Source organism: Pantoea sp. GM_Pan_4, assembly GCF_026541005.1.
Lineage (GTDB): Bacteria > Pseudomonadota > Gammaproteobacteria > Enterobacterales > Enterobacteriaceae > Pantoea > Pantoea dispersa.
Genome location: NZ_JALNUZ010000008.1, coordinates 37,338 through 57,754, shown reverse-complemented (window position 1 = coordinate 57,754; position 20,417 = coordinate 37,338). Strand labels below are relative to the sequence as shown.

The 20,417-nt window shown below is 55.1% G+C and carries 21 protein-coding genes; 5 read left to right on the top strand and 16 right to left on the bottom strand.

The window, feature by feature from the left end; all coding sequences use genetic code 11:
- Positions 1 to 141: 141 nt before the first annotated feature.
- Entirely contained in the window at positions 142 to 798 is a 657-nt protein-coding gene (radC, locus tag OXR61_RS16290) for a DNA repair protein RadC (RefSeq protein WP_021507076.1), read from the bottom strand.
- Positions 799 to 988: 190 nt separating this feature from the next.
- Here radC and coaBC point away from each other — a divergent pair, with 190 nt between their 5' ends.
- The 3 genes from coaBC (at position 989) to slmA (ending at position 3,357) form a co-directional block, all read left to right on the top strand.
- Positions 989 to 2,218 carry a bifunctional phosphopantothenoylcysteine decarboxylase/phosphopantothenate--cysteine ligase CoaBC gene (gene coaBC / locus OXR61_RS16285; RefSeq protein WP_021507077.1) on the top strand — a complete coding sequence of 410 codons (1,230 nt, stop codon included), beginning with the start codon at positions 989 to 991 and terminating at the stop codon, positions 2,216 to 2,218.
- The gene (gene dut, locus OXR61_RS16280; protein WP_031279631.1) at positions 2,187 to 2,645 is read left to right on the top strand and encodes a dUTP diphosphatase; all 459 of its coding nucleotides are present in this window, start codon (positions 2,187 to 2,189) and stop codon (positions 2,643 to 2,645) included. The genes coaBC and dut overlap by 32 nt, the downstream gene beginning before the upstream one ends.
- A 115-nt stretch (positions 2,646 to 2,760) precedes the next feature.
- A complete protein-coding gene (gene slmA / locus OXR61_RS16275; RefSeq protein WP_021507079.1) occupies positions 2,761 to 3,357 on the top strand; it encodes a nucleoid occlusion factor SlmA in 597 nt (198 codons plus the stop codon).
- Between the two features lie 450 nt (positions 3,358 to 3,807).
- Here slmA and pyrE read toward each other — a convergent pair whose 3' ends face one another.
- From pyrE to OXR61_RS16200, 15 genes are all read right to left on the bottom strand, one after another.
- A complete protein-coding gene (pyrE, locus tag OXR61_RS16270) occupies positions 3,808 to 4,449 on the bottom strand; it encodes an orotate phosphoribosyltransferase (protein WP_021507081.1) in 642 nt (213 codons plus the stop codon).
- Between the two features lie 49 nt (positions 4,450 to 4,498).
- Positions 4,499 to 5,215 (bottom strand): ribonuclease PH, encoded by a 717-nt coding sequence (rph, locus tag OXR61_RS16265; protein ID WP_021507082.1) that lies wholly within the window; start codon positions 5,213 to 5,215, stop codon positions 4,499 to 4,501.
- A gap of 85 nt (positions 5,216 to 5,300) precedes the next feature.
- Entirely contained in the window at positions 5,301 to 5,705 is a 405-nt protein-coding gene (locus tag OXR61_RS16260; RefSeq protein WP_031279632.1) for a DUF3574 domain-containing protein, read from the bottom strand.
- Between the two features lie 7 nt (positions 5,706 to 5,712).
- Positions 5,713 to 7,548 carry a Wzy polymerase domain-containing protein gene (locus OXR61_RS16255; protein WP_081316028.1) on the bottom strand — a complete coding sequence of 612 codons (1,836 nt, stop codon included), beginning with the start codon at positions 7,546 to 7,548 and terminating at the stop codon, positions 5,713 to 5,715.
- A gap of 277 nt (positions 7,549 to 7,825) precedes the next feature.
- A complete protein-coding gene (locus tag OXR61_RS16250) occupies positions 7,826 to 8,887 on the bottom strand; it encodes a fimbrial protein (RefSeq protein ID WP_196368253.1) in 1,062 nt (353 codons plus the stop codon).
- 128 nt (positions 8,888 to 9,015) lie between these two features.
- Positions 9,016 to 10,071: a fimbrial protein gene (locus OXR61_RS16245; RefSeq protein WP_158251412.1), complete on the bottom strand. Its 1,056-nt coding sequence runs from the start codon at positions 10,069 to 10,071 to the stop codon at positions 9,016 to 9,018.
- A 15-nt stretch (positions 10,072 to 10,086) separates the two neighbouring features.
- The gene (locus OXR61_RS16240; RefSeq protein ID WP_127833493.1) at positions 10,087 to 10,596 is read right to left on the bottom strand and encodes a hypothetical protein; all 510 of its coding nucleotides are present in this window, start codon (positions 10,594 to 10,596) and stop codon (positions 10,087 to 10,089) included.
- The gene (locus OXR61_RS16235; RefSeq protein WP_021507088.1) at positions 10,563 to 11,417 is read right to left on the bottom strand and encodes a winged helix-turn-helix domain-containing protein; all 855 of its coding nucleotides are present in this window, start codon (positions 11,415 to 11,417) and stop codon (positions 10,563 to 10,565) included. The genes OXR61_RS16240 and OXR61_RS16235 overlap by 34 nt, the downstream gene beginning before the upstream one ends.
- 9 nt (positions 11,418 to 11,426) lie before the next feature.
- Complete coding sequence (locus OXR61_RS16230; protein WP_031279633.1) at positions 11,427 to 11,942, bottom strand: fimbrial protein; 516 nt, start codon at positions 11,940 to 11,942, stop codon at positions 11,427 to 11,429.
- A 9-nt stretch (positions 11,943 to 11,951) separates the two neighbouring features.
- Positions 11,952 to 12,458 carry a fimbrial protein gene (locus OXR61_RS16225; RefSeq protein WP_081035969.1) on the bottom strand — a complete coding sequence of 169 codons (507 nt, stop codon included), beginning with the start codon at positions 12,456 to 12,458 and terminating at the stop codon, positions 11,952 to 11,954.
- Positions 12,451 to 12,981 carry a fimbrial protein gene (locus OXR61_RS16220; RefSeq protein ID WP_021507091.1) on the bottom strand — a complete coding sequence of 177 codons (531 nt, stop codon included), beginning with the start codon at positions 12,979 to 12,981 and terminating at the stop codon, positions 12,451 to 12,453. The genes OXR61_RS16225 and OXR61_RS16220 overlap by 8 nt, the downstream gene beginning before the upstream one ends.
- A 3-nt stretch (positions 12,982 to 12,984) precedes the next feature.
- Complete coding sequence (locus OXR61_RS16215; protein ID WP_021507092.1) at positions 12,985 to 13,734, bottom strand: fimbria/pilus periplasmic chaperone; 750 nt, start codon at positions 13,732 to 13,734, stop codon at positions 12,985 to 12,987.
- Positions 13,735 to 13,748: 14 nt separating this feature from the next.
- Positions 13,749 to 16,295, bottom strand: a complete 2,547-nt coding sequence (locus tag OXR61_RS16210) for an outer membrane usher protein (protein ID WP_081035970.1) — start codon at positions 16,293 to 16,295, stop codon at positions 13,749 to 13,751.
- Between the two features lie 29 nt (positions 16,296 to 16,324).
- Positions 16,325 to 16,861, bottom strand: a complete 537-nt coding sequence (locus tag OXR61_RS16205) for a fimbrial protein (protein WP_021507094.1) — start codon at positions 16,859 to 16,861, stop codon at positions 16,325 to 16,327.
- A 63-nt stretch (positions 16,862 to 16,924) separates the two neighbouring features.
- Positions 16,925 to 17,449 (bottom strand): fimbrial protein, encoded by a 525-nt coding sequence (locus OXR61_RS16200; protein WP_021507095.1) that lies wholly within the window; start codon positions 17,447 to 17,449, stop codon positions 16,925 to 16,927.
- 566 nt (positions 17,450 to 18,015) lie between these two features.
- Here OXR61_RS16200 and OXR61_RS16195 point away from each other — a divergent pair.
- Positions 18,016 to 18,879, top strand: coding sequence for a YicC/YloC family endoribonuclease (locus OXR61_RS16195; protein WP_267412404.1), 864 nt, complete (start codon positions 18,016 to 18,018; stop codon positions 18,877 to 18,879).
- A 604-nt stretch (positions 18,880 to 19,483) separates the two neighbouring features.
- Positions 19,484 to 20,407, top strand: coding sequence for a kdo(2)-lipid IV(A) palmitoleoyltransferase (gene lpxP / locus OXR61_RS16190; RefSeq protein WP_021507097.1), 924 nt, complete (start codon positions 19,484 to 19,486; stop codon positions 20,405 to 20,407).
- The last annotated feature ends 10 nt before the right edge of the window (positions 20,408 to 20,417 follow it).

Below are 20,417 nucleotides of genomic sequence, written 5' to 3'. Positions count from 1 at the left end.
AGCTGGCCCAAACGCCAAACCCGAGATTCTCAAAGGTGGCGTAGTATACGCCGCTAAGCCGAAGTGCTCAAGTCCCGAACAGATAAAGATCCCTCCGGATCGCGCAAAAACGCCGGATTTCTGCCCAGTTGACGCCGCGAATTACAACCAGCCGCGCTCGGCGAAAGAGGTAAACTCGCCGTGACCAATCACCAGATGATCTAATAAGCGGATATTCAGCAGCGCGCAGGCCTGCGCCACCTTGCTGGTAATCTCACGATCGGCACGGCTCGGTTCCGCCATGCCGGACGGATGATTGTGCGCCAGTATCACCGCCGCCGCGTTGAGCTTTAGCGCCTCACGCACGATTTCACGCGGATGCACTTCCACGCTGGCAATGGAGCCAGAAAACATCTTCTGCGCCTGCAAAACGCGGTGCTGGTTATCCAGAAACAGCGCCATAAAGATTTCACGCTCCTGATGTGCCAGCACGCTTTGCAGGTAGTGGCGCGTGACCTGCGGATTCTCCATCACATTTTCGCGCGCCAGCTGGCTGGCAAAAAAGCGCCGCCCCAGTTCCGCAATGGCATGCAGTTGCGTCATTTTGGCGCTGCCGACGCCCTTTATCTGCCCGAGCTCCTCTTTACTGGCGGTCATGATGCGATACAGCGAACCGAATTCATTCAGCATCAGCCGCGCCAGCCCCATCACGCTGTTGCCGCGCGTGCCGGTACGTAAAAAGATCGCCAGCAGTTCGGCATCGCTTAGCGCCTCGGCGCCCAGCAGCGTCAGTTTTTCCCGTGGTGCCAGTTCCGTCATCGTTCCGCCCTCCCTGCAATGCCGCCATTTTGCGCCGGTGCATTGCAGGCCACCAGCGGCGCGTGACAAATTCCAGAGCCGGCTCGCAAAGGGCGCAGGCAGTGAAAAGGCGGGTCGCCGATTTTGTGATAAAGTTGCCTGCATCTGTCGCGCCAGGCGCGGCACTCTGCGTTGAAGTGAGGCAAACAACATGATGGGATTAGCCGGAAAAAAAATTCTGCTGGGCGTCAGTGGCGGCATCGCGGCCTATAAAGCACCGGAACTGGTGCGCCGTCTGCGCGATCGCGGCGCGGATGTCCGCGTGATGATGACCGATGCAGCCAAAGCCTTTATTACGCCGCTCAGCCTGCAGGCGGTTTCCGGCTATCCGGTGTTTGATGATTTGCTCGACCCGGCGGCCGAAGCGGCAATGGGCCATATCGAACTGGCAAAATGGGCCGATTTGATTGTGCTTGCGCCCGCAACCGCCGATCTGATTGCACGCATTACCGCCGGCATGGCAAACGACCTGGTCACCACCGCCTGCCTGGCCAGTGCGGCACCGGTCGCCATCGTGCCGGCCATGAACCAGCAGATGTACCGCGCGGCCGTGACGCAGGAGAATCTGCAGCGTCTGGCGCAGCGCGGCCTGCTGATCTGGGGACCGGACAGCGGCAGCCAGGCGTGCGGTGATATCGGCCCGGGCCGCATGCTGGACCCGCTGGCCATCGTTGCGCATGCGCTGGAGTGGGCCGCGCCCGTCAACGATCTGCAACATCTCAACATTATGATCACCGCCGGTCCGACCCGAGAAGCGCTGGATCCGGTGCGCTATATCAGTAATCACAGCTCCGGCAAGATGGGCTATGCGGTTGCCGCGGCTGCGGCGAAGCGCGGCGCAAACGTGACGCTGGTTTCCGGTCCGGTGAACTTAGCCACGCCCGCCGGCGTGACGCGTATTGATGTCAACAGCGCACTGGAGATGGAAGCGGCGGTGATGGCGCAAATCAGCCAACAAGATATTTTCATTGCCAGCGCAGCCGTGGCAGACTACCGGGCGGCAAACATTGCCGCAGAGAAAATTAAAAAACAGGGTGGCGATGATAACGTCACGCTGCAGCTGGTGAAGAACCCGGATATTGTCGCAGGCGTCGCGGCGCTCAAAGTGCAGCGCCCTTTCGTGGTGGGATTTGCTGCCGAAACCCAGAATGTGGAAGAATACGCGCGGCAAAAACGGGTGCGGAAAAACCTGGACCTGATTTGCGCCAATGATGTGGCGCAGGCCGGGCAGGGCTTCAATAGCGACACCAATGCTCTTCACCTTTTTTGGCAGGAGGGAGAGAAAGTCTTACCGCTCAGTGATAAGACGCTCCTTGGCCAACAATTAATAGACGAGATTGTCAGCCGTTATGATGAAAAAAATCGACGTAAAAATACTTGATGCGCGCGTAGGCAAGGAATTCCCACTACCCACCTATGCGACCTCTGGCTCCGCGGGTCTCGATCTGCGCGCCTGCCTTGATGACGCACTGGAAATCGCACCGGGCATGACCACGCTGGTGCCGACCGGCCTGGCGATTCACATTGCCGATCCGTCACTGGCTGCCGTAATCCTGCCGCGCTCCGGTCTCGGTCACAAACACGGCATCGTACTGGGTAACCTGGTAGGGCTGATTGACTCCGACTATCAGGGCCAGCTAATGGTTTCAGTGTGGAATCGTGGCCAGGATAGCTTCACGCTGCAGCCTGGCGATCGCCTGGCCCAGCTGGTGTTTGTACCGGTGGTGCAGGCCGAATTTAACCTGGTGGAAGATTTTGACGCCAGCGATCGCGGCGCAGGCGGTTTCGGTCACTCTGGCCGTCAGTAATACGCTCACTTTTCGCATAGCCATCTTTTTATTTCTTGTCGCCACAGGCCGCTTTATCTGTGGCAGATAAGGCAGTATTGCCTGTTTTTGGTGAATTTCAGGGGTGTTGAAGGTCATGGCAGAAAAAAAAGTCGCGAAACGGAATCGTCGCGAAGAGATTTTGCAGGCGCTGGCGCAAATGCTGGAGTCGGGCGATGGCAGTCAGCGTATCACCACCGCCAAGCTGGCCGCCAATGTCGGCGTTTCGGAAGCGGCGTTATATCGCCACTTTCCCAGCAAAACGCGCATGTTTGATAGCCTGATTGAGTTTATTGAAGACAGTCTGATTACCCGCATCAATCTGATCCTGAAAGATGAAAAAGAGACGATGGCGCGTCTGCGCCTGATCGTGCAATTGCTGCTGGGATTTGGTGAGCGTAATCCAGGGCTGACGCGCATCCTGACCGGCCACGCGCTGATGTTTGAACAGGATCGCCTGCAGGGGCGCATTAATCAGCTGTTTGAGCGTATCGAAGTTCAGCTGCGCCAGGTGATGAAAGAGAAGAAGATGCGCGACGGCGAAGGTTTCCAGACCGATGAGACGCTGCTCGCCAGCCAGCTGCTGGCGTTCTGCGAAGGTTTGCTGTCACGCTATGTACGCTCGGAGTTCCGTTATCGTCCGACCGCCGATTTCGACAGCCGCTGGCCGCTGATTGCCGCACAGCTGGTTTAATACGCACAGCGGATTTGTAGCGGCGCGATCCATCGCGCAATAAATTGCGCCGCTACGCTATCGTGCGGCGCTGAATATCGCGCTAAACCTTAAATACCGTACTCTTTGCAATCGCCCCGACCTTCGCCACCAGGTGCGCATCAATGCGCACCCTACGCCCTGGCATCCTGCGACTGTAGGGGCGCCATTCATGGCGACCGCGGCAAACCTTAAATGCCGTACTCTTTGCAATCGCCCCGACCTTCGCCACCAGGTGCGCATTAATGCGCACCCTACGCTCAAACATCCTGCTACTGTAGGGGCGCCATTCATGGCGACCGCAGCAAACCTTAAATACCGTACTTTTTACGATACGCCTTCACCTTTGCCACCAGGTGCGCATCAATGCGCACCCTACGCTCAAACATCCTGCTACTGTAGGGTCGCCATTCATGGCGACCGCGGCAAACCTTAGATGCCGTACTCTTTGCGATACGCCTTCACCTTCGCCAGATGGTCGGCCATCTCTGGCTTCTCCGCCAGGTAATCAATCAGCTCGCTCAGCGTAATGATCGCCGTGACCTTGCACTGATAATCGCGCTCCACTTCCTGAATCGCGGAAATCTCGCCACGGCCACGCTCCTGGCGGTCGAGTGAAATCAGCACGCCGGCCAGCGTGGCGTTGTGGGCGTTGATGATGTCCATCGATTCACGAATTGCCGTGCCGGCGGTGATCACATCATCGACCAGCATCACTTTGCCCTGCAGCGGGCTGCCCACCAGTAAACCGCCTTCGCCGTGATCTTTGGCCTCTTTACGGTTAAAACAGTACGGCACATCGCGGTCATGATGATCGGCCAGCGCCACGGCGGTAGTGGTCGCAATCGGAATGCCTTTGTAGGCCGGGCCAAACAGCAGGTCGAAATCGACGCCGCCATCCACCAGCGCCTGCGCATAGAAACGGCCCAGCAGCGCTAAATCGCGCCCGGTATTGAACAGACCGGCATTAAAGAAATAGGGACTTTTGCGGCCGGACTTCAGGGTGAACTCACCAAACTTTAATACCCCTTTGTTCAGGGCGAACTCAATAAACTGACGCTGCCAGGCTTTCATTTCTCACTCCTCAAATAAAGAAAAGGCGACTCTGTGGTCGCCTGTTACATCAATCAATTAACGCCGCTTTCTGCGCCTGAATCAGCTGCTCAATGCCGCCGCGCGCCAGCGCCAGCAGCTGCAACAATTCGTCATGGCTGAACGGCTCGCCTTCTGCGGTGCCCTGCACCTCAATCATGCGGCCATCTTCGGTCATCACCACATTCATATCCGTTTCAGCGGCAGAGTCTTCGACATACTCTAAATCACACACCGCTTCACCGGCCACGATGCCGACCGAGATCGCCGCCACCATGCCTTTCAGCGGGCTGGCTTTCAGTTTACCGGCTGCCACCAGCGCGTTCAGCGCATCCGCCAGCGCAACGCAGGCACCGGTGATTGCCGCGGTGCGCGTGCCGCCGTCGGCCTGAATTACGTCGCAGTCCAGCGTGATGGTGAATTCACCCAGCGCCTGCAGATCAACCGCCGCACGCAGCGAGCGGGCGATAAGGCGCTGGATTTCCAGCGTACGTCCGCCCTGCTTGCCTTTGGCGGCTTCACGCGCCATGCGGCTGTGCGTCGAACGCGGCAGCATGCCATATTCTGCGGTTACCCAGCCCTGACCTTTGCCTTTGAGAAAACGCGGCACGCCCTCTTCAACGGTCGCGGTGCACAGGACTTTGGTTTCGCCGAACTCGACAAGAACCGAGCCTTCCGCATGTTTGGTAAAGTGACGAGTGAGGGTGACGGGACGCACTTCAGAAGTGCTACGGCCTGCTGGACGCATGGTTTCTCTCCGGCTTGCTTGGGTTTGGCTGCGCATTATACGGACTTCACAGGCGGCTGTCCTGCCCGCGTGCAGGCAGCGCGTGTTACAGCGCCGCGCACACCAGCGAGTCGATACGCGTCACCGGTTGTGTCGCAAAACGATGTTTAAACTTGTCGCGCAGCGCGTTAATGCTTTCGGAGCTGGCCCGATCCGCCGGATGAAGCAGTACCAGTACCTTGCGATTGCCCTGCGGGCTGCGGCCATCGTAAATCGTCAGCGGCGAGGGAAAGTGCGGCGTGATGTCGCGTTCAGCAAACTGCGACCAGCCCGCTGCGCCAGCGGAGGACGGCAGATCAAACCACAGCGTGGTTTGCATCATCATCTCGCCGGCCCCGCACACGGCTACGGGCGCGGTATGCGGCGGAATAACCTGCGGGGTGGGCGGAGAAGTCTGACATCCGCTTAACATCATGGCGAAGCCCAGCGGCCTCATCCATTTATTCAACATCTTAGCCTCAGAAGTTGCCTGTCTCATCTGTCACAGCATAGGCCGCCGATGACCATTCCGTCATCATTTTTGCTTTCAGCTGCAGCAGGCTTTCATCTGTCGGATAGAGAGTCAGCGCCTGACGCAGCAGCCTGCGCGAGCGCTGATAGTGACGCAGATGCCACTCAATCATCACCGCATTCCGGAACACGTTGAGATCGTTATGGCGCTCCAGCCACAGCGATGACTGCTGCACAAAGCGCGCCAGCAGGCGCTCATCCCGCGTCTGGTTGTAGCGCATCAGGCAATGCACCATTTCGCCAAACTCATAGCGCTCGCCCTGAATCCACGGATTCCACAGCTGATCGCGTGAAGGATAGGAGAGAAACTGACCGCGCTCCGCCTGGGTGAGCAGCGCGTTGGTCTGCAGGCCGCTGAAGAAAAACAGCATCAGCGCAATCGCGCCGCCGGCCATGTTCAGGCGCAGCATGCGCGACGGCAGCCCCGGCGTCGCAGGTTCAATCATTGATCGATCTTCGGGCTGACGTAACGCCAGATGGGTAAGCAGCATCAGCAGCCACAGATGCGGCAGCGATTGATAGAGCGGAAACTCGACCATGGTGTGCAGCATGACGGGCAGCGTCAGACTCCACAGCATCAGGCGCTGCGGCTGACTGCGCCAGCGCCACAGCGGCGTCAGCCATGCCAGCAACACGGCGGTGAAGCCTACCATCGGCAAAACACCGCCTTCCACCCAGCTATACAGCCACTCGTTATGGGGATGGGTGGCGTTGAAATCTTTCAGGTGGATCGCGTCCACCATGCGTATCCGCGAAAAATGATACTCAAACTGACCAAAGCCCCAGCCGCTGAACGGTTTTTCCATAATCATGCGCAGCGTGTATTCCAGCAGCTGCTGGCGCGCCAGGTCGGACGACGCAAATTCACGCATGCCCGGCGCTAATTCATTGCGCAGCAGCAGGGCGCACAGCACGGCCAGCGCCATCACCATGACAATCCTGATGATTACCGCGCGCTGGCGACGATCGCACACCAGCAGCATCACCAGCAGCGCCAGCGCAAAGCCAAACGCACCGGTACGCGACTGCGTCAGAAGCAGCGCCAGGCTGTTGATCAGCACTGCCGGCAGTAGTAAGAAACGGTGCCTGATGTCAGATTGCAGACAGAGCCAGACCGTTGCCGCCAGACCGGTCGCCAGAAAGCTGGCCAGCAAATTGAACTGCTGAAAAATACCGTAAGGGCGAATCTGGCCGGCGTGATAACGAAACTCCATCAGCGTTTGCAGCTGGGCCGGAAAACAGGTTTGCGCAATCGCCAGCAGCGCCTGCAAGGTGCTGAGCAATACGATGCCGGCAATGATTTGCTGACGCTGCTGCCAGAGCTGCGGCATCAGGCCGAGCAGCAGCCACATAATGAGTATGGCGCTGAGCCCCAGTAGCCGGATAACGCCGGTCAGCAGTCCGTTATCGTTCTCCTGCAGGATCACCGCCAGCGCAAAGCAAAACAGCATCAGCAACAGCGCATGCGTCATGACGTTGTCATCAATTAAATCGCGCGGCTGGCGCCAGTTCTTCAACAGCAGCGTGGCCGCCAGCAGCGCGAGGCAGCCTGCAGTGAGCAAATTCAGCGGCAGATCAAAGCCATTGCCACCACTGTTGGGCAGATAAATCAGCGTGGGGAGGAAACAGATTAGACAGGCCAGCGAAGCGAAAGGGAAAGAAGCGACTTTCTCACCGCACTGTCCCCAACGCCGCCGCTGCAGAAATTGCTGCATCAGCAAAGGCGGCGTGACGCGCGGGTCTCGTCCGGACAGATACCACGACATAAAACAGAGAAAGAGCATAGCAAACCCAATTGCCGAAACAGGCCAAAAACTGTCTCGTTGAATAATGGTTGATAGACTTTGGCTACAGAAAATGTACGGCCAAAAAGCTGTGAATGGTGTGAAAACCCCCGTGAATCATGGTGATTCACACAGCTGTGATGATGAAAAATATTTTCAAACACCGTTAATCTGTATCGCTGCAGGTTAAGCCGATCTCCCTCTGATAAGTGTTTAACTTTAACCATCATAAAAAGATTAATTAACATTAATATCAATAACGCGGATTAAAGCATCATCAAGGCAGGCTGATCAGCAATGTTGCTGAAGCATTGAATTCACCACCGCTCAGCGGTTGTCCTTTCTTTTTCACCGGGAACACGGTGATGACCTCTGAAGCCATGCCGTTGATTAACCGGACAGTAGAAGTGCCCATCGGTTTGAGCAATTGTCCTTTATGTTTAACCGCAATGCCCAGATCAGGATAGTTGGTGGCGATGAGTTCATTCGAGAAAGAGGGGGTTCCGGCGACTAAGCGTAAATTGACTTCCTGATTTAATGCAGAACTGCATTTAACTTCTAACGGCACATCTTTGTAGTTGGCGGTATTGGACACTGATTCAGAAACGGAGCTTACCGCGATGCGGTCAAATTCAACGTTAATATCCGTGCCGTTATTGATATCGCAGACAATGGGTACCGGGATGATAATGCCGTGAGGTCCGATAACGATTTTTAGCAAGGGTTTTTCGGGTCTCGGAGGATAAGGCGGGCTCATATAACCAATCGTATAAATGGTCACCATCTCTACATCAGGCGGGACAAAAATCGCTCCACCGATAATATCTTTTGTTATAATAAAATCAGTTAAAAGAAATGAAGAAGCCGAAAAAACATCATGAATCATTCCCAGCCCAGGCTTTATTGTCCCACGACCAGGATTTTTATATCTACGGTCCTCGAAAGTCATTGGATAAGGATACCAGCTTGGAGCATAGCCTTGCACCTTCACATCAACATCATCAGTGAGTTTATAATAACCGATATTTGTAGATGAAGGGATAAAATGTGCACCCAGATCAGCCTCAATAAGTAAGTTATACCATTCATATTTACCGGGATTATTACATATGCCAGAAAACCCCCCTAATGATTCATCAAAGAATAACCTGCCGTGTACTCCTTTTACAGGAGATATGCTGTGGCTAGCCAAACGGCCAGATGTCAACACCATTACCGCTAAGGGGTCGGTCCAGCAGGCATAATCAAGACCAGCATGAGCCTGACCGGAGAAGGTGCTCATAAAAATAAATTTTATAATAAATAACACGCATTTTCTTCGCGACAATTTGGTTTTCATAACATAAATACGCATATCCAGTTAAAATAATAAAGACACTTAGCAATTAACAATTGGCTTTGAATTTACTCAGGACACATCCAGCCGTACTAGTCTTCATAAATTCGGCCCATCTTCTTTTTAATTTATTACATTACTGTGACAATTACCGTGGCTGAAGCAGTAAACTCACCACCGGAAAGTTTCGCACCTTTCCTTTTAACCGGCGAGAGTGTAATAGTTTCCAGGGCTTCGCCATTAACCAGCTTTACAGGTGAAGGTTGGTAAGGTTTCATTAGCTGCCCACGGTGAAACACTGCCACACCTAAATCCTTATTACTGGTAGCAATCAGGTCGCTGGAGAAATCGGTTACCCCAGTCGCTAACTGGATTGCTGCGTCCTGATTAAGGAGAGAGTTGCACTTTATGTGCAGGGGTACGTCCTGGCTATATTTGTCATTTACTGGTGCATCAGGAATTTCACTAACCACCATACGACCAAACTCAACATTTAAAGCATTACCTTCATTAATATTACAAACTATCGGCACAGGAATAACAACCCCAAGAGGATCGGTAATAATATGAGCCAAAGGCTTGTCTGGCCGCGGAGGAAGCGGCACAAAAAATCTGTCAACGGAATATAAAGTTGCTACAACTATATTACCTGGTATCACTACTGCCCCACCGATAACATCACGTCGCAATTTAAAATATATAGTTTCGCTCGAAAAGTCTGGACTTTGTGATGAGACATTTCTGCCAACAGGAACGAATGCATCTATAACTCGCATTATATCGTCATTAAAAGTTACGGGAAGATATTTACGACGAGTGCCCGCATTTGTTAAAATCAAGACAGCCACATCAATATCATCAGTTAATTTATAATACCTATTGTTCTGATCAGAAGGAGTTAGCAATGGACCCATGTCACCTTCCAACCAAAGAACATCTGAAAGATTACCCGGAGGCCGCGTGATTTTGCTCTTATTACAAATAACAGGGAATATGCGGGGTAATAAAGTCCTATTGCCCAGGGAGCTTTCTGCACCTTTCTTATAACTATTGAATTTTAACGCCTTAGTATCAAGAACCATTAATTGAGTCGGTTCAGTCCAGCAAGATTCTTCTAACCCTGCTATAGCACTATTCATTCTTATCAAAATAAAACATAAGAAACCGAAAAATATAATTTTACTCATTTGTATAATCATAAGTTATTTTTTACAAATCACCGACGGATTCGCATTATTGCCAATCACATAACGCACATTCTGCAGACGATAAATCCAGCCGTAATTGACATGGCCGGGCGCCAGGCCGGCGGAGATATAGCGTTCAATATTCTGTGGTGAGGCACGATTAGCGAGGTTGTAGGAGATAGCAGTGGTTTCGCTGCGCAGCGCGGCGCCGGAGAAGCTGTGGCGCAGCTCAAAAGAGACGTCTACCGGTTCGCGGCGCTGCAGTTGCTGTTGTGGCGAGTAATAACTGATCATGCCGCTGTAATTGCCGGTGGCCTGAAACAGACTGTTTTGCACTTTCCACTGCCCATGCGACACCACCAGCTGTCCCGCCTCTCTGGAAATCAGAATCGAATCTGCTTCACAATGAGGGATACGGCGCGACAGCTGATAAATCAGGATAGCCGCCAGTACCAGCGCCAGCATCAGTAATCCCCCCTGCAACACCCAGGTTACTCGGCGACGAAATATATGGCTGACCGACATAACGCATCCTTCTGCTCGATGGGGTTTTGACAGATAAACCAGCTGTAACGGTCAGCCAGCTTGGTGCGGTTGATATAGATGTGGCGTTCCTCTTCGGCCAGCTGGATAAAGCGCGCCATGCTGTCACTCACCAGCTGCAGGTTTTGATCGATCTCTTCACGCTCGGTGGCGCTGAAGTCGTCCTGGATATACCACTGCCGGCCCTGCACGTGGCGATAGGGTGCATAGGTCACAGTCACCACGTCGCGAATCTCCAGCACCTTAATACCGAGTAAGGCCAGCACCAGTAACAACACCGCGCTGATCAACATGCCGATTAACACCAGCCCGGAACGGCTGCGTGGTGCCGCAGCGGTCGTTTCCTCCTCCACGGTGGCGGTGGCTGGCGGCTGCACCATCACCGGCAGCGGCGCCGTGTGCACATGAGTGGTCACCAGCGGCTGAATACGTGCTTCCGACGCAATGCGCGCTTCTTCTACGGCTTCAGCCAGCGGTAAACAGGCTTCCACCCGCACCGACTCATGCAGCCGGTAGCCCTGACGATGAACGGTGACAAAGGTTTCTCCTTCAACCCGCAGTTGCAGAAACTGCTTGCGCAGCATCGATAGCATCTGGCGCAGCGAGTTTTCCGTCACGTGCACCCCCTGGCTACGCCAGCCTTCATCCAGCAGCGTTTCGTGGCTAATGACCTCACCCGGCTTTTGCAGAAACAGCGCCAGGCAGCGTGCGCTGCTCTGGTTGAGCAGCAGCTCGTTATCATGCCGATCGCGCAACAGGCGCCGATCCGGGTCAAACGTGATATGTTGATTTATCAACCACATAACAGGCACTCAGGGATAGTTCAGATAAAAAGTAGCAATCGCCGATACGTTGCCAGGCTCAATGGTGCGCTCGGCAATCGCGCTCGCCGAAGCCTGCAGCCAGGCACTGAACTGCAGCTGGTTGTCGCCCTGCTGCAGCGGAAAATGCATCACGCCGCGGTTAATGGGCACCAGCTTTCCGTCCGCATCACTCAGGCCAATGGCCACGCCTTTGGCACCGGCATCACCGGCCAGCGCCAGCAGATCGGGCTGCTCGGCATCGGCAATACCGTTGAACACCAGCTCGACGTCTTTACCCAGTTCGGTATCACAACTGCTCAGACGCATCACCAGCGGACGCGCCGGCGTGCGCGGATTCTGATACAGCGATTTCGCAACGATATCGCCAAAGTTGAGCTCCAGCTGCTGCTGATCCGGCTCCAGAGAACAGGGTTCCGCCACCAGCGTGCCGTGCAGCTGCATCTCTATCGCCTGTGCCTGTGACACCAGCAGCCATCCCAGTACCAGCATTACTCCCGCTCTCATCGCCTCTCCTTACTGATATTCCAGCAGCAGCGCCGCGCTGGCGGTGAACTCCCCACCCTCCAGCGTCACGCCCGGCTGCTGTACCGGCACCGCGCCGAGATCGAGTGTGCCGGGGAAAACAATCGGCAACGTGCTGTTGACCGCCAGCGGCTTGCTGGCCAGATAAAAGCGAATACCCAGCGCACTCACACTGCTGAGCAGCGCACTGCTGTCGAATCCGGAAGCGGTACCGGTCAGACGCACCTGCAATGCCGCACCCGGATCCTCGGTGCACTTGACCGGTATCGCCTTACGCTGCAGATAGTTGACGCCATCGATCTTTTTCACGCTCAGCGCATCGCCAAACTCAATCATCAGGCTCTGGTTGTCATTCAGCGTGCAGGGCGGATTCTCAATCAGCGTACCGTGCAGGCGCAGCTCCACCGCATGCAGCGGCCAGCAGATGCACAGCAGCAGGCTACCGATCAGCAGCCTGCTGTAATACTTCATCAACGGAACAAGTCGATGCTTAGTCATAGTTCACCTGTAACTGACCGCTGGCTGACCAGGCACCCGGCTGCAGCGGTAGCGCGGTGCGTTCCTCAACCGTCAGCCAGCTCAGCACATTGCTGCCGGCGCTGAGCGGCACGCGCAGATTGCGGAAGGTGGGCGGCAGCGGCTGATGGTTCTCATCAAACAATTGCAGGCCCACGCCGTCAGAGCCCTGTACGCGAATCAGCTGCGGGTCGGCCAGGCTTTGCGGGGCAAAAAAGTCGATGCTGATGGACGGCACATGTTGCAGCCATAGCGGATCGGCGACATTGCGGATACTGTACGGACAGTCCTGCAAATGCAGCGTTAACGCCTGCTTCATCACCTGCTCGCCGACCTGTTGCAGCGCGGCGGTCGGCGTGGTATCGAGGCCAGCCGCCTGATCATTGTTACCGACGTCAAGCCAGCATGGACTCTCCTGCAGCGCGCCATACACATGCACCACGCCGTTGGTTGCCGCCTGCAGAGTCAGGCTCAACAGCATCAGCACCAGCAACAGCACACGCATCGCTTACTGCTCCACCTTGTTACTGACGACGCTGCAGCTGTCGCCGGCACACTTCAGCGCCAGCGTTGGACGGCCGCCGTAGTCGTTGATGTAGGTTAATAGCGGCGCGCTGCCCAGTTCTGCTGCGTTCACGCCCAGATCGATACTGGTTTTTGGCGCGACCATGACCGGTTCAAAGCTCTTCTTCAGCGACTGGCCTTTCGCTGGCTGTGCATCCACCAGCGTAATGAAGTAAGGCGTGGGATTATTCAGCTGGTAGCGTGCACCCTTGCGCGTCAGCGTCAGTTTTTCCTGCCATGGCGTCACCACTGACGGATTGCTCACCACGATCGCTTCCGGGCGATAGAACAGCTTGATACGCGTCTGCAACGCGATTTGCAGCACGTTGCTCTTCTCGCTGCGCGGCGGGATTTCACGCATGCTGAAATAGAACACCGATTCACGATCCTGTGGCAGCGCCTTGATGGCTGGCAGCGCCTGCACTTTCACCACGCTGCGTTCGCCCGGTTCGACGCGCTGCACCGGCGGCAGCAGCACCAGCGGTGACGTTATTTTTTTACCGCTGCTGTCTTCAATCCAGCCCTGCGCCAGATAAGGCAGCTGCTTGTTTTCATTGCTGATATTCAGTGAGACGTTTTTTTCGTTACCGTTAAAAATGACCCGGGTGCGATCAAGCGCAATCGCCGCGTGAGCCTGCAGCGATAGCGTCAGCGTGGAGAGCAGCAAGGCGCTGCTCAGCGTTTTTACCAGCATGATTAACTCTTTCCTTACGTTGAAGAAGCAGGCGCTGCGCGGCGCGTGCAAAGTAATAACAAGTTCTGTCCTTCGTCGAGCAACTGCTGCGGCAGAGGATCGGGCAATGCCAGCTGACACTGGGTTTCGCCGTTCCAGCGCACATCCATGCTGGCACCGGCCTCAATGCCACTCAGCCATACCAGGCCGTCATCATCCAGAATGCCCACTTCGCGTCCGTTACTCTGGACGCTGGCACCAAAGGGCGGCCAGCTACCATCTTCCAGCCGGATGGCGGCCATGGCTTTGATACCTTTAATCACACCAAAACGCCGGTAACCGATGGCACCTTCGGTCAGGGTGATCTGGGTTACCGGGCGCGACGCTTCCACGTTGTCGGCCAGTCCGGTGACATCGATACTGGCGGTGTTGCGGTAGTAGCTGTTCACATCCGAAATCACCGCTTTGCCAAAGAAATTGGTATACGTGTTACTGCCACCACCGTTGACCGGCACGCCGGAGACGCCATCGGTATCGACCATCAGACGCGTGCTGCCGGGCATGCCCAGCCGGTGCAGCGCCGCGCCCTGCGGCGTGAGCGTTAAACCGCCCTGCAGTGACAGGCTGGCGCTGCGGTACTGTCCCTGCTGCGCGCTGGCGCTGGCCGTCATGCTGATCAGACTGCCCTGATGACTGTAAAACCCGCTGAACGACTGACGGCGATCGTTATTGAGGCCGGCGCTCAGGCTGTAGCTGTTATTACTGTCCAGCCGGTCATAAAAACTGGCCGAGTGGGTGGTTTGCTTACCGCTGGTTTGCTGGCTGTAGCTCAGGCTACTGTCACCGCCAATCGGCATACTGAAGTTGAGGTAAACGCTGTCATCGTTTTTGCCGTTATATTGCGTCCGGTTGAGCGACAGACTTAAACTCAGATTCTTAAACCGGCCGACATCAAAGTAGCGCGAAGTGGAAAAGCTCCAGCGATCCAGCGGGGCACGATCCCAATAGGTCTGATGGCTGTAGCTGAGGTAACTACTCAGGTTCAGGCTGCGAAAGTGCTTGTTGAGCGTAATGGTGTAGAGCTCTTTGCTGTTAGAAACCTGCTGGTTGCGATAACGCGCGTCGAGATACTGCGGCAGACTCATAAAGTTGCGCTGCGAAAAGCGGTAGCCGGCAAACGTCACCTGACCATCAAGTTCCTCGAAGCGTTTGGAATAGCTCAGGCGATAAGAGCCGCCGCTTTTGTTGCCCTGCTGCGGTAAGCCAGCCTGTGACTGGGTGGCATCAAACGAAATGGCGCCCAGCAACAGCAGATCGCGCCCCAGACCCATCGATAACGCTTTGTAATTGCCTGCGGCCAGCCCGCCGCCGTACATCGACCAGCCGTTACTGATCCCCCAGGAGAATTCGCCGGTGGCAAACGTAGGGCCCTGCGTTTTGTGCTCTTCGCTGCCTGGTTTGCCGCTGGCGAATTTGTAACGCACGCGGCCCGGACGGGTCAGATACGGGATGGTGGCGGTATCGACGCTAAAGGTCTGCACGCTGCCGTCCTGCTCCTCGACGCGCACGTCAAGCTGGCCGGAGACGGCATCATTGAGATCCTGAATACGAAATGGACCGGCAGCCACCTGCGATTCATAAATCACCCGTCCCTGCTGGCTAATGGTGACTTTGGCGTTGGTTTTGGCGATACCGGTTACTTCCGGCGCATAGCCACGCAGGTTGGGCGGCAGCATGTTGTCATCGCTGGTGATCGCCGCACCAAGATAGCGAAAGCTGTCAAACATGCCGGAATCGAGATAGTTCTCGCCCAGCGTGGCTTTCGCCTGGAGAGAAGGCAGCGGCCGATAGGCGTAAAAGCGTGTCCAGGTGAATTCCTGGCGATGGCTGCCCGTGCCACGATTTTGCTGCATCTGCCAGTCCGCACGCAGGCGCCAGGCACCGGCGTTAACGCCACCGGTGCCGTTGCCGCTCACACTCTGGCTTTTAGCGCCGTATTGCGCACGCGTAGTGGAGGCAAACAGGTTGTAATCCATTAACAGGCCCGGGACGCCGTTATCCCAGCGCGACGGCGGTTCCCAGTTGGCGGCGCTGTACTCCAGCCATGCCTGTGGAATGGTGATGTTGAGGCGAGATTCACCCAGATTGCCGCGCACCTGCATGCCGGAGATGGAATCCACCGCCAGACACTGGCCGTCCTGCAGCCACGACGCGTTTTTCAGCACTTCCGGTTTCAGCGCCAGTTTATCCACCATTTCGGGTGTCAGGCAGGGCAGACTTTCATTCGGCGCATTTTCGGGCGCGTAGTAGCGCACCAGCATTTCCGGAATCTGTGTCTGGTTGACGCGCAGCTCCATCATGTATTCGCCCGGCATGATGTAGCCGGCCTGAGCAAACTGCGACAGATCGATGTTTTGCCGATCGTTGAGATCAAGAATATCGGTGTTGAATGAGACCGCACCGGCAGCGAAGAGCGGAGCACTGTAGCCGAGGGCTAACATTAACGCCACGCTGAGCGGCGTCAGCCTGATACGCTGCCTGCGCACGCATGAGACTGGCGCAGTTAATGAAGCCTTTTTCATGGCAAGCGGTGTCCGTAAACCGTGAAAGATCAGTTGTAATTAATGTGAAAACGAATCGCGGCGGCGTAACTCCCGCTGTGCAGTTGCTGCTGGTTGCTGACCAGCGTGAGCCGATAACGCAGGTCGTGCTGCTGCGTCAGATGCTGATCGATCGGCTGCGCCTCACCGGGAGCAATGGTGTTGCCCTGCGTATCCGTAATCATCAGCTCTACCCCTTTGGCATCGCCATACACAGCAAAACGCTGCTGACCCGGCGGGCCATCGTGGTCAAAGGTGATAGAAAAGGTGCGTGCCACGCCTCCCGACGCGCTGTACTCCACCGGACAATTCACCAGCTGGATAGAGAAGGGAAAACCCGGCCCTTTACCGTCACGTTGCAGGCGCGCCAGCGGCAGCACCCCCATCGCGATGGTTTGTTCAGCATCATCGACCTTAATGGCGCAGGCACCCTGATGAATGGCGCCGCGTAACGCAACGCGGCCGCGGTCGATCAACTGTTCGGCGCGGCAGTCATTGATGAAAAGCACCGATGCCGAAACTATCGCCGCAGGCATAAAACGACTCATCGCCGCAGTTCCTTAAGCGAAAAGATAGAGTGGCGGGCAAGGAAGCCCGCCAGTCTCTGACCATTACTGATAGTTCAGTGCGAAGTCAGCCACGCTCTGGAATTCGCCCGGGACGATAGTCTCAGAAGCGCCGCCACCCTGCAGGAAGGCTGCGAAGGAGAGCTGGTTGTTGCCGTCCATCAGTTTTTGCGCTGGTGTGGCGGTACCCAGTTCAATTTCGGTATCGCCGAAGTTGATGCCGATCGCCGCGCCTGATGCAGTACCGGTGATAGCCAGTTTGCCCGGGATAACCTGAGAGCCAGTACCGGCAAAGGTCACGGTCACTTCTTTCTTCGTTGCGGTGTCGCAGTTTTCCAGTTTGATCTGGAATGGACGCGGTGTAGAACGGCCACCGTCTTTCAGCGCCAGGTTGGAAATCTGACCCAGCTCAACCGTCTGATCGACTGAACCTGGTTCGATGGAGCATGGCGCATCAACAATCGCACCTTTAAACGTCACAGTACCGTTACCTTCACCTGCTGCCATCGCAGAACCCGCCACCAGAGACATAGACAGACCTAAAGCCACAACGATTTTGTTCATGTTCATTTGCTGATTTCCATTTAGGTGAATAAAACAAGGAGCGCGTTCTGCGTCGGTCTTATTCAATTTGCTGTGTATAGAAAAATTTAATTACTTATATTTTTCCTGATGGCCGTCCACATCATTTTTGTGGTTGTCGTCCTCAAGTGGTGCCAACGATAGAGATCAATTTTGCCCTGCGCAACGGTATTTTCGTTATATATGATCAAAAACAACACTCACAAATCCATTATGTTTTAACGGTTATTAAAGCCATTAAAATCAATGGATTGACACAATTCACAGCTTTGCATCAGTGTTTTAATGATTTTAATCAAGGGAAAAACCCTGCCCGTTCACAAGCTGGCGATAATTACCGCAGGTCAATTCACGCAGTAGCTATTTTTTCGCCAGATTAAAACGTTATTTATCTCTGCATTCACAACCTTGATATTTTTATCGCCTGAAAACATCGGTAAATAACAATAAACGCGATTGTCAAAGGCCTGGCGCCCTGCAGTGCGTTTACGCCTATCATGCCGGGAGCACCCTCGCTATAATTCGAAGAACATTTCCTGAATGAGTAGAAGCTTATGATCCGCAGTATGACCGCATACGCCCGCCGTGAAGCCAAAGGCAGCTGGGGCAGCGCCGCCTGGGAACTGCGTTCCGTCAACCAGCGTTACCTCGAAACCTATATCCGCCTGCCGGAGCAGTTTCGCAGCCTGGAGCCGGTGATTCGCGAACGCATCCGCAACCGACTGACGCGCGGCAAAATCGAGTGCAACCTGCGCTTCGACGCCGATGCCAGCGCCCAGGGTGAGCTGCAGCTGAATGAGTCGCTGGCTAAACAGCTAGTGCAGGCGGCGAACTGGGTGAAGATGCAGAGTGATGAAGGCGCAATTAACCCGCTGGATATTCTGCGCTGGCCGGGCGTGATGACCGCGCAGGAGCAGGATCTGGACGCCATCAACGCTGAACTGCTGGCGGCGCTGGATGGCGCGCTGGACGATTTCATCATTGCGCGTGAAAGTGAAGGCAACGCGCTGAAAGCGCTGATCGAACAGCGACTGCAGGGCGTGACCGAGCAGGTCAGCAAAGTGCGTGCACAGATGCCAGAAGTGCTGAAATGGCAGCGCGAGCGTCTGGTGAGCAAGCTGGAAGAAGCTGAGGTTAAGCTGGAGAACAATCGCCTTGAGCAGGAACTGGTGATGATGGCCCAGCGTATTGATGTAGCCGAAGAGCTGGATCGCCTCGATGCGCACGTAAAAGAGACTTACAACATTCTGAAGAAGAAAGAAGCCGTCGGCCGTCGCCTCGACTTTATGATGCAGGAGTTCAACCGCGAGTCGAACACGCTGGCGTCGAAATCGATCAATGCGGACATCACCGCCTCGGCAATTGAGCTCAAGGTGCTGATCGAACAGATGCGCGAGCAGATCCAGAACATCGAGTAACGCTTATCTCTGTAAAGCCCTGCTCAGGGCTTTATCTTTCCTTGCTAACAGCAGCCATTACGCCGGTTTGTATAGCGCCTGGTTGCTGGATCCCACGGTTTTACGGCCTGCCGCAGGTATGCGGTGAGATTTTGCTGCACACCGTAGCCATAGGGTAAGCCTGATTGAGCTATAACGCTTCCATATAGACACAATAGTGTCTGAGCATGGCTTTTTTAGCGTCAAATGGACATTACTGTGTCTGGAACTGGCTTGCAGAAGCTACTAGTTGCAGTGGTAGACCAATATTTAATTTTCGCAATGTAAGGATTATTGCCTGAATGATGAACAACTGTGTCTGTTACTGACCGAAAATGACATATAAATCTGGCCAGCCAGTCCACCAACCTATTGTTTTTAAGCAGTTTAAACCCAATCCGATTTCATTCTCACGCCAGTTAGTGCACGATCCATCAATCATCTGAATCCTGAAGATTGCAGAGTTTACATATCTTATACGGCACTATTTGCTAAAGTGCCGGTCGTAATAACTACAGTTGTACCGCACCAGGAACCATGGACCGACTTCTTCGCGCGTTACATTCACTCCTGACATGAAGGCGCTATGAAGAAAACCGGGCAGTTCTGTTCCAAACTTTTGCATCCCCGCTACTGGTTTACCTGGTTCGGGCTGGCAGTGCTCTGGCTGCTGGTGCAGCTCCCCTATCCTTTATTAATCCGGCTGGGTGCGACGGCGGGCCGGTTATCACGCCACTTCCTGAAGCGGCGCGAACGCATCACGCGGCGTAACATCGAACTCTGCTTCCCGCACATTAATGAAGACGAGAAAGAGATGATGATTGCCGGCAATTTTGAGTCGCTGGGCATGGCGCTGGCGGAAACCGGCATCGCCTGGTTCTGGTCCGATGCGCGCGTGCGGCAGCTGTTTCAGGTGCACGGCATCGCCAATCTTCAGCATGCGCAGAGCCAGCAGCGCGGCGTGATGGTGATTGGCGTGCACTTTATGTCGCTGGAGCTGGGCGGCCGTATTACCGGACTGTGCCAGCCGATGATGGCGATGTATCGCCCGCACAATAATCAGGCGATGGAGTGGGCGCAAACCAAAGGGCGCATGCGATCCAATAAAGCAATGATTGATCGACGCGATCTGCGCGGCATGGTTCAGGCGCTGAAACAGGGCGAAGCCGTCTGGTTCGCGCCGGATCAGGACTACGGCCCGAAAGGCAGCGTGTTTGCCCCGCTGTTCGCGGTCGAGAAAGCGGCCACCACTAATGGCACCTTTGTGCTGTCGCGGCTGGCGAAACCGGCGATGCTGACCATCGTGCTGATTCGTAATGCGCGCAAAGACGGCTATCAGCTGATCATTCAGCCGCAGCTGGAAAACTACCCGCATGATGATGAAGCGGCCGCCGCGGCGTACATGAATCGGGTGATTGAGAAAGAAATTCTGCGTGCACCTGAGCAATATCTGTGGCTGCATCGCCGCTTTAAAACCCGTCCGCCAGGCGAAGCTTCACTTTACGTCTAACCGGCGCTCG